Below are 13,255 nucleotides of genomic sequence, written 5' to 3'. Positions count from 1 at the left end.
ATCCCGGAGTGGTTCGAACGACCGAACGTGACAGAGTCAGGACTGGCGGCGGTGCTCACGTCCAGAGCGGTGGTGCAGATCGTCGGGTCACTCGCGCGGGCGGACGACGACCGGGCGCGGTCGTTGCGGGAGATCGCGGAGCTATCGGGCGTCTCGACGCGGACGGTACGGAACCACGTCGACCATCTGGAGTCGGTCGGCCTCCTCGCAGAGACCGACCGTGGCTACCGATTCGGGGACACCGAACTCGCCGACGCGTTCGTCGGGATCGAGACCGCCTGCTGGGAGCGTGTTTCCGCCGAGCAACTAGAAGATTCAGCGCGTCAGTTCTGGCAGTGAACTCGAACTTTTCAATGCATTAATACTCGTCCTGTGCTAATCTTTTAGATAAATTTACTGTCATTTGCGGTACAGAAAGAAGTGGGCATGAAGACGACTGCCAAAACCACGCTGAAGAATCACCCACGACTACTGCAGGCTCTCGTGACGCTCACGACCTTGGCGTTGCTGGCGATGCCGGTCGTCGCCGGGAGCCACTCCGGGAACGGACCGTAACTCAGTCGGTGAACAACTGTTGGGACCACCGTAGCGTTCCGTCGACGATCACTGGGAAGTTGGACGCGGTGAAGAAGTCGTGACTCTCCTCACTCGATATCTCGTACTCGTCTATGTACCCCGTGTTCAGATACCAGTCTGTTCCGTCCAGGTGTGGTCGAGTGACCGACCCCAGCTTGAACAACTCGGTCTGATACGCGTACATGGACGCGACGACGGGGGCTGATAGATCCCGTACGTGGAGTAGTTTCGGTGCACCGTCCGGGCATTGACACAGCGAGAACCCATCGAGTCCGACGACTGCGAACTGCTGTGCCAGGTCGACCTGCCGGAGAACGTGGAGCGAGATACCCAGAGAGTGACCGTACGCCAGGAGTTTGCTCAGTTCCCGACCCAGCCTCGAAGCACGGGTGTTCCCGACGTCGCTCAGACTCACTACGCCACCGATGGCACCAGCCTCCACGAGTGCTTCGCCTTGCCGGAGTGACTGACAGCCGTTGAGCAGAAACGCTTCCACCCCCGTTTCCGCTATCTCCCGGAGGTCGAGCCACCCGTCGGAACACTGAACGCCGTCTTCCCGTCCGTGGCCGATGTAGTGGACGAAGTCGTCCGTCCCGCGAAAGACCTGTGTGAGTTCGTCTCTCGTGAGCTGAGTTCTGGTCGAGAGGTCGAACGAGATCAACTCGGGGTCCGGATACAGGTCCGCCGAGAGTTCGTCGAGCATCTGATCGTCGTTACAGACGACCGTGATCGATATCTCGGCCTCTTCTTTCGGCGTCCGCTGCAACCGGCGTCTGAACGACTCCTTCGTCGGACGACTGGCGTGGAGCGGGAGGTCCCTCCCGACCCACTGGTGCCGGGGGGTCTCCACGTCGGACGCGGACAGAAGTTGCCGTGCCGGGGCGTCGTTGTCGCTCCGGAGAAACCCCTCCAGCGTCGGCGTGGCCTCGACGACTTCTTTCGTCTCTGGCGGGTGGACGAGAGAGAGTTCGTCGACCAGGTAGGGGAGTAACGTTCCGTTCTCGGCGGTCGGCGTCACGGTCGTCGTCACTGGCCACCCCGAGAGACAGTTCGCACTGACACGTCGGTCGACGTCGAGATACTCGTTGGTTCGGGCCGCGATGGGGAGCGAGTACAACTCGGGGACGTCCAGTTCCACTTCCTTCGTCAGTTCGCTGCGTTCGTGGAGATCGATCCGGTAGATTCCCTCGGTTCGGACGATCGTATCCATGAGAAACAGATGTCTGAGCAGCTCTGACGCCTCCCGATGGAGTGGGACTTCCGCCCCCAGTCGATAGCGGGAGTCGCCGACGATCAGTGTCGACTCCTCGCTGGCCGGGACGACCTCTGCGCCGAGGTAGTAGGCCAACGTACTGACAGCGAAGACGGATTCGAGTGCTGGTGGCACCTCGATCTGAATGTCCGTCTGTGGCCGGTCCAGGTGGGTCGGGATGTCGAGTTCGTCGCCGAGCTGTAGTTCCGGCGGATGGCCGCGGAGCGTCTGCCACGAGCGCTCTGGGCTCGTCGTCTGTAATCCGGAGCCGAACGTGGAGACTGCACGCATGAAGTCGACCGGATCGTCGGTCGTGGTCACTGTGGCGGCAGGCAAGTCGTGTGGCGACCGGACTCCCAGTGTGAACCCGTCTCCCTCGGTAGCGATGACTGTCTTCGAAGACCCGGTCTGCACGGAGACGGGCCCAGTCGCGACCAGATACACCTTCATCGGGGCACTGATGACGTTCAACTGGAGCAGTCCGGACTCGAGTGGGATCTCTACTTCCGGATCGTCGACCGTCGTCGTTGCACAGTGTTCCCCGTCGGAGCGTGCCCACACCGTCGCCGACGTGGGGACCGTCACCCGCCCTGTCTCGAGGCGAACGGCCTCCTTGGCTGGAAACTCGAATACGTCCGTCTCCGCCGGACCGACCGCACCGTCGAAGTGTAACTCGAAGCGCGTCCGCTGGATCTGATCGAATATCTCGACACCGTGCTCGGTCTCCTCGATGTCGATCAAAATCGCATCCACGGCGTCGTCCCGTAGTCGGGGAGGGTCCACCGTTGCGCGAGTTGTGTGTCGCGCACCTCCAGTTCGACTTCGGCGTCGGCGAAGTCCCGCAGTCGGCCGTACACCGGCCCGGCAGACCGGTTCACGAGCAGGTGGAGTCGCCCACCCGACCCCGTGACCGTCCCGGCGACCGACCGGCCGAACTGCTCGACGCTGTCTGTGGCGTGCCGGCGGACCAGTCCACGCAGGTCTGTGACGACCCGCAGGTCGCCGGGGTAGTCTCGACACATCGTCGCGGTGACGACCGTCTGGAGGAGATCGCTCGTCACGTCTTCGAGGTCCCGGTTCCCGCCGTCCCACGACACGTCGTCGACGACACTCGCCGACCGGGCGGGCGGACGAACGTCGACGACGTGGCGTGCCGAGTCCGACCGATCCGTGGGGAACCAGTCGTCCGTCTCGCCGACAGTCGGTTCCGACAGCAGGAGGACACGCGGTCGGGAGACGCCCGCCCGGCCGAAGAACTTCCGGGCGGCCTCGCGGAGTTCCCGGTCCGGGAGGCCACAGTCGACGAGGATGGTCGCCCCGTCCCGCAGGTCGTCGAGCGCCTCGTCGAACTCCGACTTCGGCCCGCGTGGTGACCCCCCGAGACTCATCGTCCCACAGATAGTGTGAGTCGCTAAATAAAATTTGCGGGCTGTGTCGAGAGTATTACCGTTCTCGCCGTCGTCGAATGTGCGCTCGCGGCGTTCACTCGCCGCGTGTCGCCTCCCACCCGCCCGCGTCGACGAGTTCGAACAGTTGGCCCCAGTTCTCGTCGGCGTCCGACTCCGGCAGTTGGTCGCGGAGTTGCTGGAGGTCCGACTCGGGGACGATACTCGCCGAGAGATCGACGATCACGCGGGCGTGGTGGGCCGCGTCTGCTGGCTCCGCCCCTTCGATCTCGCTCACCCGGTCGAGGAACTCCCGCCAGTCGAACCGCTGGCCGTGTTCCGACACCGCACCGGTCATGTACCAGCCGATCTCCATCGGGAGGGAGGCCGCGAAGTCCTCGGCGGCCCCGGCCGGGATACGCTGACCGAGTGTCGAGAGCGTCGCGCGTATCGCCCGGACCGTCTCGCCGGTGCCGGGCAGTTCGAGGCGGTGCTGGATCGTGCCGGTGAATTCGTCGAAGTCCATGACTGTCACCTGTAGCGTCCGGGAGGTATCACGTCGCCGAGCGTCAGTGTACGTACCAGTCGATAGCCGGCTACGGTCGACGTACGCCTCAGTCGTCGACGACTCGACGAGAGAGCAGGCCAGTGTGCCCCCGAACGAGAGCACTCCGCCCGTGCGTGTCCGGGCGAGTCCTTAGGCCGCTCCGGCGCGAACCGAGAGGTATGCCCTCGAAGCGTCACCACCGCTGTAATCTCTGTGGCCGTGACTTCGAAACCGGCCAGGAGTTAGAGAGTCACGTCGACCGCCGGCACCCGAAAGACGACGTTCACTGGTGGGTCGTCGCCGAAGACCCGAGCCACGACCTCCGGTTCAGTCGACGCTGACCGATCACGGGACGCGTCGCCGGCGTCGACCGACGAACCGGAGCGAACGTTTTGCCCCCGGCGTCCCTACCGACGCTCGTGAGCACTTCACCCCTCGACCTCGCGGGCGTCCGCGACGTCGACCTGTCCGGGACGACGGCCCTCGTCACGGGGTCGACGAGTGGCATCGGCCGACTCGCCGCAGTGGCACTCGGCGACCTCGGCGCGAGCGTGATCGTCCACGGCCGCGACGAGTCGGCCGGGCGGAACGTGGTCGCCGACATCGAGTCACGCGGCGCGACTGCACAGTTCGTCGCGGCGGACTTCACCAGCGTCTCCTCTGTCCGGACCCTCGCGGAGACGGTCCGGAGCGAGACCGACGGACTCGACCTGCTGGTGAACAACGCCGGCGGCGTCTTCCGCGACGGCGGACTGACCGACCTCGGCGTCGAGCGCACCTTCCACGTCAACCACCTGTCGCCGTACCTGTTGACGACCGAACTCCTCGATCACCTCGCTCCGGGCGCGCGAGTCGTCACCACGGCGTCGGCCGCCCACCAGGGCGCGACCCTCGACCTCGACGCGGTGTCACGTCCCGACGGGTTCTCGACGTTCGGCGCGTACAGCCACTCGAAACTGGCGAACGTCCTCTTCTCGGCGGAACTCGCGCGCCGACTCGACGCGACGGGGAGAGACGTGACCGCGAACAGCGTCCACCCCGGCGCGATCCCCGGCAGTGGCTTTATGCGCTTTCTCCCCGGGCCACTGCCGCGACTCGTGCAGGCGCTCGATCGACTCCCGGGTATCACGTCGGTCGCGGACGGCGCAGCAGAACTGCTCTATCTCGCCGTCTCGCCTCGCGCGGGCGACCTGTCCGGGCGGTACTTCTCGAACCAGCGACCGACCGAACCGTCACGCGAGGCGCGCGATCCGGAGAACGCCCGCCGGTTGTGGGTCCGGAGCGCCGAGTTGTTGGACATCGACGAACCGCTCGTCGCGGGCCGCAAATCCGACTGAGCGTACCGATATCGGGCAGAACTGCCGCCAGCCTTTTCTGTCGGTGGGACTACCAGTCTACAGATACGTCGATTCTATGACCGGACCCCCGTCGAACCACCCAGTCGTCGTCGCCCTCCTCGTCTCCGAGCCAGTGCCAGCCCCGCTCACCGAACTCGATACGCTCGACGAGCGAGTCGGTGTGGTGTCGCTCGGCGGAGACGTGGCCGGAGACACACTCGCGTCGGTCGATCCCGACTGTGTGGTCGTCGTCGACGACGACCGACTCCCGACTCGGTTGTCGCGCGTCAGGTCGTACGACGCGGACCTGCCGGTGTTCGTCTACCGGGACGACGGGGCGGGGGCCACGCTGGACGACCCCGAGGTGACCGGCGTCCTGACGCGATCAGAAGTAGTCACCGCACTCGACACGACCGGCGACGCGGCGGAGGGCGAGGCGGTCGCTCCCGCCGACTCGCCGGTCGCCCGACTCGTCTCGGCGATGTCGGACTACCGGATGCCCGACGACGTCCGACTCCGCGACATCGCCCTCGACGCGGTGTCGGTCGGCGTGACGATCACCGACCCCTCGAAGCCGGACAACCCCATCGTCTACGCCAACGAGCAGTTCACCCGCCTCACCGGCTACCCGGAACACGAGACCCTCGGTCGCAACTGCCGGTTCCTGCAGGGTCCGGACACCGAACCGGAGGCACTCGCGGAGATTCGACAGGCAGTCGACACCGGCCGGCCGGCGTTCGTCGAACTGCAGAACTACCGGCGGGACGGCACCCCCTTCCGGAACGAACTCCAGATCATCCCCGTCACCGTCGACGGCGAGGTGGACAAGTTCCTCGGTCTTCAGCGCGACGTGACCGAGAGACACCGGCAGACCGAGACCGAGACCCGACTCCGTGAGACACGCCGCGAGGCGCGGACGGTCGCACACGACGCGAGCGAGTCGCCCGTCGCCCGCATCGAGTCGATACTCGCGCTGGGCCGGGCGGCCCTCGACGTGGAGAACGCGCACCTGGTCTTCGTCGACAGGGAGCGAGACCACCACGAGATCGTCCGCGCCGACGGTGCCGAGACGTTCGAGCGGGGGGAGACGACTTCGCTCTCGGAGTCGTACTGCCGGCACAGTCTCGACGGTGCGAACGCGTTCGCCTTCCACGACCCCGAGGCGGTTGACCTCGCCGACGATCCGGCACACGACCGCCACGGGATGGGCTGTTACCTCAGCGAACCGGTCTACCGCGACGGCACGCTGTACGGGACGCTCTGCTTCGCGGATCGGAGTCCACGGGCGGCGTTCACCGAGGCGGAACGCCAGTTCGTCGCGCTCCTCTCGGCACACGTGGGGCGACTGCTCGCACAGGCACGAGACGAGGGCTCGGCACTCCGCGGCGAGCGGTCGTCGCCGCGAGACGAGTGACCGGACGCGTCGGCCTCGGACCCACCCGACCGACGCGGTCGGTGTCACTGCCGGGAGTCGAACTCCTGGTAGATGACGTGGCCGCAGGCCTTGCAGTGTGAGGCGTCCGGGTCGTGGTGTGCCAGCCCGCAGTTCTCGCAGGTGACGTTCACCTTCTCGGCGTAGGCCCACTCGCGGACGATCTTGCTGGCCTGCCACGGGACGAGGATCACACCGGCCAGAATCGTCGCCACCGTCACCCACCGCCCGAGTCGCGTCGCCGGGATGATGTCGCCGAAGCCGACCGTCGACAGGGTGACCACGGTGTAGTAGAAGGCGTCGCCGAACGTCGAGACGCCGGGGTTCACACCCGACTCCGCGCTGTAGAACAGTCCCGCCGAGACGAAGAAAAGCACGAGCACCGTCAAGAGGAGTTTGACCGCCCGGAGCGTGTTGTCGGAGACGGTGCCGAAGAAGAACTCCGCGTCCCGCGTGAACCGGTAGAACCGGAGGACACGGACGACTCGCACCGCACGCAGGAAGCCGATCTGTGCGACCGCGCCGACCCCCGGCACGAGGAAGACAGACAGCGTCGGCAGGATGGCGAGCAGATCGACGACGGTGTAGGCGTTCGTCGCCTCGGCGAGTCGGTTCTCCGCGCCGTACAGTCGGAGGACGTACTCCCCGAGGAAGATCAGCGCGATGGCGACCTCGACCGTCCACAGACTCTCGTCGAGTCGCCCCGGGAGATCGTACGTCTCGGCGACGAAGACGCCGACGAACACCAGATTGAGCACGAGGAGCGCCACGTCGATCCCTTTGCCGAGCCACGTCTCGTGGTCGATCAGGTAGAAGCGGACCTGTTCGCGGGTGGTCGCGTCGGCGGGGGGCGAGGCACGCGGCATCGCTGTCGGAACGTCTCGTCCGGTCGTTGTAGGCGTGCTGGTCGGCGACTCTCCCGACTGTCTCTCGTTTCGGTGATACATCAACCTCCAAACGTTTATGTAGGTGAACTGGTGTCGTTGGTGACGATGCTCGAAGACGGACTCTCGTACCCCCTCGCGGGGGACAGCGCACTCGGCAGAATCGTGATCGGATCGCTCCTCCTGTTCGGGAGTTTCCTCGTCGTCCCGGTGATCCTCCTGTTCGGCTACCTCGTCAGGGTCCTCGCGTCGTCTGCGCACGGCGACCCCGAACCCCCGGCGTTCGACGACTGGGGTGAGATGTTCGTCGACGGTCTGAAGGGCGTCGCCGTGACGCTCGTCTACGGCATCGTGCCGTTCCTCCTGATCGGTGTCAGCGTCGCGATCGGCCTCGGCGGCGCGGGCAGTGGGAGCGACGCGGCGGCGGGCATCCTCGGTGGGATCGGCCTGCTCGGGATACTGCTCAGTTCCGTGGCGCTGTTCCTCCTGTACTACCTCGTCCCGGCGGCACTGACGAAGATGGCCGTCGAGGACAGCGTCGGTGCGGCCTTCGCGGTCGGCGACCTCACGGACGTCCTGTTGAGCGTCGACTACCTCGTCGCGTGGCTGGTCCCGTTCGTCATCGCGTTCGTCGTACAGGCCGTCACGACCGTTCTCGTCCTCGTGACGTTCGGCCTCGGGGCACTGCTCGTCCCGCCGATCCAGTTCTACGTGAACGTGGCGGTGTTCTACATGTTCGGGCGCGCCTTCGGGAAGGTGACGGGCATGGACACGGGCCAGCAGTCGACCGCCACGGAAGCGATCTGATCACGTCACGTGGTCGCCGACGTGATCTGACCGCCTCACGGGGCCGACGACGCGATCTGAGACCGCCCGGGGTCGCCGGATCGCTCCGACACGCCGAAAGCCCCACACCTTTCACTCCGTCAGTCGACAGGAGTCGTATGGCCACAGTCCCCGCCATCGACGCCGACGGTCTGACGAAACGTTACGGCGACGACGCCGCCGTCGCAGACCTGGACCTCTCCATCCCGTCCGGCACCGTCTACGGCTTTCTCGGCCCGAACGGTGCCGGCAAGACGACCACCATCCGGATGTTGACGACCCTCCTCCGCCCCTCTGCGGGCACCGCTCGGATCGCGGGCGCGTCCGTCGCGGACCGCGACGCGGTGACGCCAACCCTCGGCTACCTCCCGGAGGAGCCACCGCTGTTCGACGAACTCACCGGCCGCGAGCAGGTGGAGTACGTCGCGGGCCTCCGGGACCTGCCCGAAGCCGAGGCGAGCGCCAGGATCGACGACCTGTTCGCCCGGTTCGACCTGACCGCGGACGCCGACAGGCGCATCGACACCTACTCGAAAGGGATGAAACAGAAGACCGGCATCGTGCAGGCCATCGTCCACGACCCGGCGGTCGTCTTTCTGGACGAACCGACCAGCGGCCTCGACCCGCGTGCGGCCCGGACCGTCCGCGAGACAATCGCGGCACTGGCGGCCGACGACACGACCGTCTTCCTCTCGACACACATCCTGCCGGTCGTCGACGAACTGGCGGACACGGTGGGGGTGCTCTACGACGGCGGACTGGTCGCCGAGGGCTCGCCGGCCGACCTGAAACGACGCGCCGAGGGCGAGGGGGAACGCTCGCTCGAAGACGCCTTCCTCGCCGTCACCGACGAGGGCGACATCGACGCCGTGGGGAGCGTCTCGGCGTCCACCAGCGAGGAGGCGGCGGCGCAGTCGGAGGACGGCTGAATGGCGCTGCCGTCGCCCCGACGGACGCGCCTCGTCGCACGGACCGAACTCCGGCGGCGGGTGCGTGCGCTACGGGACGATCCCCGCCAACTCGTCGCGCTCGGTATCGGTGGGCTGTTTCTGGGACTGTTCGCACTCGTCGTCGTCGGGGGTGCCTTCTTCGCGGGGCAGGCCGCCGCGCGTGGGGCGATCCCGAGCGGTGCGGCCCGGACCGTCGCGGCCTTCGCGGTCGGGATCCCGGCGCTCACCGCGCTGTTCCGGGGCGGACAGAAACTGCACCGGCCGGACGGGGCCGACTCGCTCCTCACCGCTGCACCGACCCGCGACGTGGTCGCCGGACTCCTCGTGGCCGAGTTCGCCAGTGGCTCCGGGCTGTTCGCGGTTCCGTTCGTTCTCGCGGGACTGCTCTTCGCGCTCGGTGCGGGGTCGGTCGTCGGTGCGGTGCTCGTCCCCGCGACGCTCCTGACGGCGACGGTCGTCGGGACGGTCGCCGGCTTCGCCGCCGCGCTGGCGGTCCTGCTCGTCGTCTCCCGCTCGGAGTTCCTCCAGCGGTTCAAGACGTGGATCGCCGTGCTCGCGATGCTCGCGTACTTCGGCGTGCTGTTCGGTGGCTCGGCCGACTCCGCGCTCGGGCCGGTCTTCGTCGTCCTCGGTGCCTCGCCGATCGGCTGGTTCGCCGACCTCGCGCTCGTCGGGACGACACCGGGTGCCGACTCCCTCCGTGCTGCCGGGGCCGCCATCGGGTCGGCCGTCGTGCTCGTCGGGAGCCTCGGCGCGTCGATCCGTCTCGCCGGTCGGCTCTGGTTCGAGTCGCCGGCCCGTCCCGAGGAGGCGACCGCGTCGGCGTCCGCGATGAACCGGTCGCCCCTCGCTCGACTCCCGGTGTCCCGACCGACGCGACGGATCGCCCACAAGAGTTGGCTCCGCGCCCGGCGTGCGCCGATCACCCTGATCTACGCCGTCTATCCGATCTTCGTGTTGTACGCGCCGGTCGCGGAGGCGGTCTCGACCGGATCGGTGCCGGCGTACCTCCCGACCACACTGGCGCTGTACGTCGCGTGGGGCGTCGGTGCGGCGTTCACGCTGAACCCACTCGGCGACGAGGGGAGCGTCCTCCCAGTGACGCTGACGACGCCGGTCTCCGGCCGGCAGTTCGTCGCCGGCCACGCGCTGACCGGCGTCGCGGTCGGGGTCCCACTCGCACTGCTCGCGGTCGTCGTCGGTGCCGTCTTCGCGGGGCTGTCGCCGGCGACAGCGGTCGCGGTCGTCTGTCTCGCGGTGGTGTTGCCGGTCGCGGCGACCGGTCTCGCGGTCGGCGTCGGCACGCTGTTTCCGAAGTTCGAGACGAGCAGTATCGGTCGGGGCCGCGAGGCGGTCGTCCCGAGTCTCCTCGCGTTCGGCGGCTACTCGCTCGCGCTGGTCGTTCTCGGACTGCCCGGTCTCCTCGGCAGTTTCGCCGGCGTCGCCGGCACGCTGGCTGGACTCCTCGGGACGACGTCGGCACTGGTGACGGTCGCCGGTGCGGTGACGACCGCCGTCCTCCTCTCGGTCGCCGGTGGCGTCGGCGCGTGGTACGCGATCCGGGAGTTCGAGTCGTACACGGTCGCGTGAGCCGTGTCGAATCGGTATCGGCCGCTCACTCGGCGAGTCGGCGGTGGACTCCGGTGCCGACCACGTCGAGACAGAGGAGTCCGAACACCGCGATGCAGGCGGGGACGACGATCGCTTCGGCGGAAGCCAGCGACCGGTAGCCGACCGCAACCTGCACGAGGAGGACACCTGCGAGGAGCAGCACGGTCAGCAGTGGGGTTCTGCGATCGAACGTGCTGGCGGGGAGTGTGCCGAGCATAGTTGTATTCATCAACTAATTGTCATAAGCTTACTCCCGAACGAGTGAGTGGTCGGTGTTCGTTCCCGACCTACTCCGCCGGCACGAGCGCACTCGGGAGTCGCTCGCCGAGTGCGAACCGTTCCACGAGTCGCCACGCGAGCACTGTCGCTCCGAGACCGAGCAACACGCCGGCGACCGTGTCGCTGAGGAAGTGCGTCCCGAGGTAGACACGGGAGACGGCGACGAGTGCGGCGAGCCCCGCGATCGGCAGAAACGGCAGATCCTCCGAGCGCCACGCGGTCAGCGCGAAGACCGTCACGGCGGCGGCGTGGCCCGAGGGGAACGAGTGGGCGACCGTCTCCGCCCCGCCGGTCATACAGACCGGCTGTGGCGGGAAGGGTCGCTGGAAGACGCCCATCAGCGTCGGGACGAGTGCGCCGACGACGAGGATGGCGACCCCCGTAGTCAGGTACTCGTCGCGCCACCCGGCGAGGTAGAACACGCCGAGGAAGACCGCCGCGGCGGCCGCAGAGCCGAGTCCGGTCACCGAGGTCATCACCTTCGTCACCAGCGGGCCGCGGAGTTCGAGGATCAGCCCGACCGCCCGGTAGTCGAGCGAGACGACGTATCCCAGAAACTCCTGAAACAACTCCTGCATGTCGGAATACGGTATCCACGGGCCGGTTCCTCAATAGCCTTGGTGTAACGGCAGGCCCGCAGCGTGTCGAGGCTGTGACCGCCTCGACCGGCAGTCGTCGACCGACCGTCGCCGGCCGGGGTCAGGGCCAGAGGCCGCGTGCCTCGTGAGCCTCGGCGACCCGTGACAACGCGACGATGTAGGCCGCCTCCCGCCACGTCACCTCGCGCGTCTCGACCGTCTCGCGGACCTCGTTCCACGCCCGCAACATCTCGGTCTCCAACTCGTCCCGGACGCGGTCGAGCGACCAGCTTCGCCGGTTGATGTCCTGGAGCCACTCGAAGTAGCTCACGGTGACGCCGCCGGCGTTCGCCAGGATGTCCGGGATCACGGCCACGCCGTGCTCTGCGAGGATTCGATCCGCCGCACTCGTGGTCGGGCCGTTCGCCCCCTCGACGACGATGTCCGCCCGGACGCGGTCGGCGTTCTCCTCGGTGAGGACGTTGCCGACTGCGGCCGGAACGACCACGTCGACGTCGAGTTCGAGGAGTCGGTCGTTCGAGACGGTCTCGGGGGCGTCGTGTCGCATGACGGCCTCCGGCTTCTGACTGTGGGTCGGAATCGACCGCGTGTCGAGGCCGTCGGGGTCGTAGATGCCGCCGTTCACGTCGCTGACCGCGACGACGGTCGCCCCCCAGTCGTCGAGCAGTCGGGCGGCGTTCGCGCCGACGCTGCCGTACCCCTGTACGGCGACGGACGTCTCCGACAACTCCACGTCGTAGTAGTCGACCGCCTCCCGGACGACGATGGCGACGCTGCGGCCGGGTGCCTCTCCACGGCCTTCACTGCCGCCGATCGCGGGCGGTTTGCCGGTGACGACGCCGGGTGTCGTCTCGCCCCGTTGCATCGAGTAGGCGTCCATGAGCCACGCCATCGTCTGCGGGTCCGTCCCCATGTCGGGTGCCGGGATGTCGACGGTCGGTCCGATCACGTCGCGGATCTCCTCGGCGAACCGACGGGTGAGTCGTTCGGTCTCACCGTCGCTGAGCGACTTGGGGTCGACCGCGACGCCGCCCTTCGCGCCGCCGAAGGGCAGGTCCATCACGGCACACTTCCACGTCATCCACATCGCCAGACCGACGCACTCGTCTCTGGTGACCTCGGGGTGGTAGCGCAACCCGCCCTTGTGCGGGCCACGCACGCTGTCGTGTTGGGCGCGGTAGCCGGTGAACACCTCGACCGTGCCGTCGTCGCGTTCGACCGGGACGGTCACCTCCTGTACGCGTTTGGGGTGCGTCAGTCGTTCGACGACGTTCTCGTCGATGTCGAGTTGGTCGGCGGCGCGGCGGAGTTGCCGGCGTGCCGTCTCCAGTGCCGACTCGGGTCGCGTGGACTCGGTGTCGTCCGTCCGCTCGCCGGACGACGAAGGGTGGTGTGAACGCATGGTCACTCCAGTGGTGTCCGTCGGTTGCGCATCCGGCCGGCACAGTCGGGGCAGTCACCCGGGGGATCGGTTCTGACGACCACGGTCCCGCAGTCGAAACACTCGTAGGGCGATGCGTCGTCGGTGTCGTGTTCGATGTCTCGCATTGTGAGTCACGAGTGCCACGCCGGGTGTGG

At 67.4% G+C, this 13,255-nt stretch carries 16 protein-coding genes; 8 read left to right on the top strand and 8 right to left on the bottom strand.

Annotated elements, in window-relative coordinates:
- Positions 1-27: 27 nt before the first annotated feature.
- Positions 28-339, top strand: a complete 312-nt coding sequence (locus tag LI337_RS18920; RefSeq protein WP_227231493.1) for an HTH domain-containing protein — start codon at positions 28-30, stop codon at positions 337-339.
- An 87-nt stretch (positions 340-426) separates the two neighbouring features.
- Positions 427-555 (top strand): hypothetical protein, encoded by a 129-nt coding sequence (locus tag LI337_RS20035; protein ID WP_264475159.1) that lies wholly within the window; start codon positions 427-429, stop codon positions 553-555.
- A 1-nt stretch (position 556) separates the two neighbouring features.
- On the opposite strand, the gene LI337_RS18915 is transcribed toward LI337_RS20035, so the two are convergent.
- From LI337_RS18915 to LI337_RS18905, 3 genes are all read right to left on the bottom strand, one after another.
- Entirely contained in the window at positions 557-2,581 is a 2,025-nt protein-coding gene (locus LI337_RS18915; protein WP_227231492.1) for a CHAT domain-containing protein, read from the bottom strand.
- Positions 2,566-3,216, bottom strand: a complete 651-nt coding sequence (locus LI337_RS18910; RefSeq protein ID WP_227231491.1) for a DUF7504 family protein — start codon at positions 3,214-3,216, stop codon at positions 2,566-2,568. Before LI337_RS18910 ends, LI337_RS18915 begins: the two co-directional genes overlap by 16 nt.
- Positions 3,217-3,310: 94 nt before the next feature.
- Positions 3,311-3,739, bottom strand: coding sequence for a DUF2267 domain-containing protein (locus LI337_RS18905; protein WP_227231490.1), 429 nt, complete (start codon positions 3,737-3,739; stop codon positions 3,311-3,313).
- Between the two features lie 200 nt (positions 3,740-3,939).
- Between LI337_RS18905 and LI337_RS18900 the strand changes: the two genes are divergently transcribed.
- The 3 genes from LI337_RS18900 to LI337_RS18890 all read left to right on the top strand — a co-directional run bounded on the left by LI337_RS18900 (position 3,940) and on the right by LI337_RS18890 (position 6,511).
- Positions 3,940-4,101, top strand: coding sequence for a C2H2-type zinc finger protein (locus tag LI337_RS18900; RefSeq protein ID WP_227231489.1), 162 nt, complete (start codon positions 3,940-3,942; stop codon positions 4,099-4,101).
- 78 nt (positions 4,102-4,179) lie between these two features.
- On the top strand, positions 4,180-5,097 hold the full coding sequence (locus LI337_RS18895; RefSeq protein WP_227231488.1) for an SDR family NAD(P)-dependent oxidoreductase: 918 nt from the start codon (positions 4,180-4,182) through the stop codon (positions 5,095-5,097).
- A 76-nt stretch (positions 5,098-5,173) separates the two neighbouring features.
- Positions 5,174-6,511 carry a PAS domain-containing protein gene (locus tag LI337_RS18890; RefSeq protein ID WP_227231487.1) on the top strand — a complete coding sequence of 446 codons (1,338 nt, stop codon included), beginning with the start codon at positions 5,174-5,176 and terminating at the stop codon, positions 6,509-6,511.
- A 44-nt stretch (positions 6,512-6,555) separates the two neighbouring features.
- Here the strand turns inward: LI337_RS18890 and LI337_RS18885 are convergent, their stop codons facing one another.
- Complete coding sequence (locus tag LI337_RS18885) at positions 6,556-7,395, bottom strand: potassium channel family protein (RefSeq protein ID WP_227231486.1); 840 nt, start codon at positions 7,393-7,395, stop codon at positions 6,556-6,558.
- Positions 7,396-7,521: 126 nt separating this feature from the next.
- Here LI337_RS18885 and LI337_RS18880 point away from each other — a divergent pair, with 126 nt between their 5' ends.
- The 3 genes from LI337_RS18880 to LI337_RS18870 all read left to right on the top strand — a co-directional run bounded on the left by LI337_RS18880 (position 7,522) and on the right by LI337_RS18870 (position 10,778).
- Positions 7,522-8,220 carry a DUF4013 domain-containing protein gene (locus LI337_RS18880; protein WP_227231485.1) on the top strand — a complete coding sequence of 233 codons (699 nt, stop codon included), beginning with the start codon at positions 7,522-7,524 and terminating at the stop codon, positions 8,218-8,220.
- A 137-nt stretch (positions 8,221-8,357) separates the two neighbouring features.
- Entirely contained in the window at positions 8,358-9,167 is an 810-nt protein-coding gene (locus tag LI337_RS18875) for an ABC transporter ATP-binding protein (protein ID WP_227231484.1), read from the top strand.
- On the top strand, positions 9,168-10,778 hold the full coding sequence (locus LI337_RS18870) for a hypothetical protein (RefSeq protein WP_227231483.1): 1,611 nt from the start codon (positions 9,168-9,170) through the stop codon (positions 10,776-10,778).
- A 25-nt stretch (positions 10,779-10,803) separates the two neighbouring features.
- Here LI337_RS18870 and LI337_RS18865 read toward each other — a convergent pair whose 3' ends face one another.
- From LI337_RS18865 to LI337_RS18850, 4 genes are all read right to left on the bottom strand, one after another.
- Entirely contained in the window at positions 10,804-11,016 is a 213-nt protein-coding gene (locus tag LI337_RS18865) for a hypothetical protein (RefSeq protein ID WP_227231482.1), read from the bottom strand.
- 70 nt (positions 11,017-11,086) lie between these two features.
- Positions 11,087-11,656: a phosphatase PAP2 family protein gene (locus tag LI337_RS18860; protein ID WP_227231481.1), complete on the bottom strand. Its 570-nt coding sequence runs from the start codon at positions 11,654-11,656 to the stop codon at positions 11,087-11,089.
- Between the two features lie 121 nt (positions 11,657-11,777).
- Positions 11,778-13,079, bottom strand: a complete 1,302-nt coding sequence (gene gdhB, locus LI337_RS18855) for a glutamate dehydrogenase GdhB (protein ID WP_227231480.1) — start codon at positions 13,077-13,079, stop codon at positions 11,778-11,780.
- A 2-nt stretch (positions 13,080-13,081) separates the two neighbouring features.
- Positions 13,082-13,225, bottom strand: a complete 144-nt coding sequence (locus LI337_RS18850; RefSeq protein ID WP_227231479.1) for a rubrerythrin-like domain-containing protein — start codon at positions 13,223-13,225, stop codon at positions 13,082-13,084.
- Between the last annotated feature and the right edge of the window lie 30 nt (positions 13,226-13,255).

This window comes from Salinirubrum litoreum (assembly GCF_020567425.1).
GTDB classification, from domain to species: Archaea; Halobacteriota; Halobacteria; order Halobacteriales; family Haloferacaceae; genus Salinirubrum; species Salinirubrum litoreum.
Note: the sequence above shows the minus strand (reverse complement) of the source record. Positions and strands in the feature narration are given on the sequence as shown.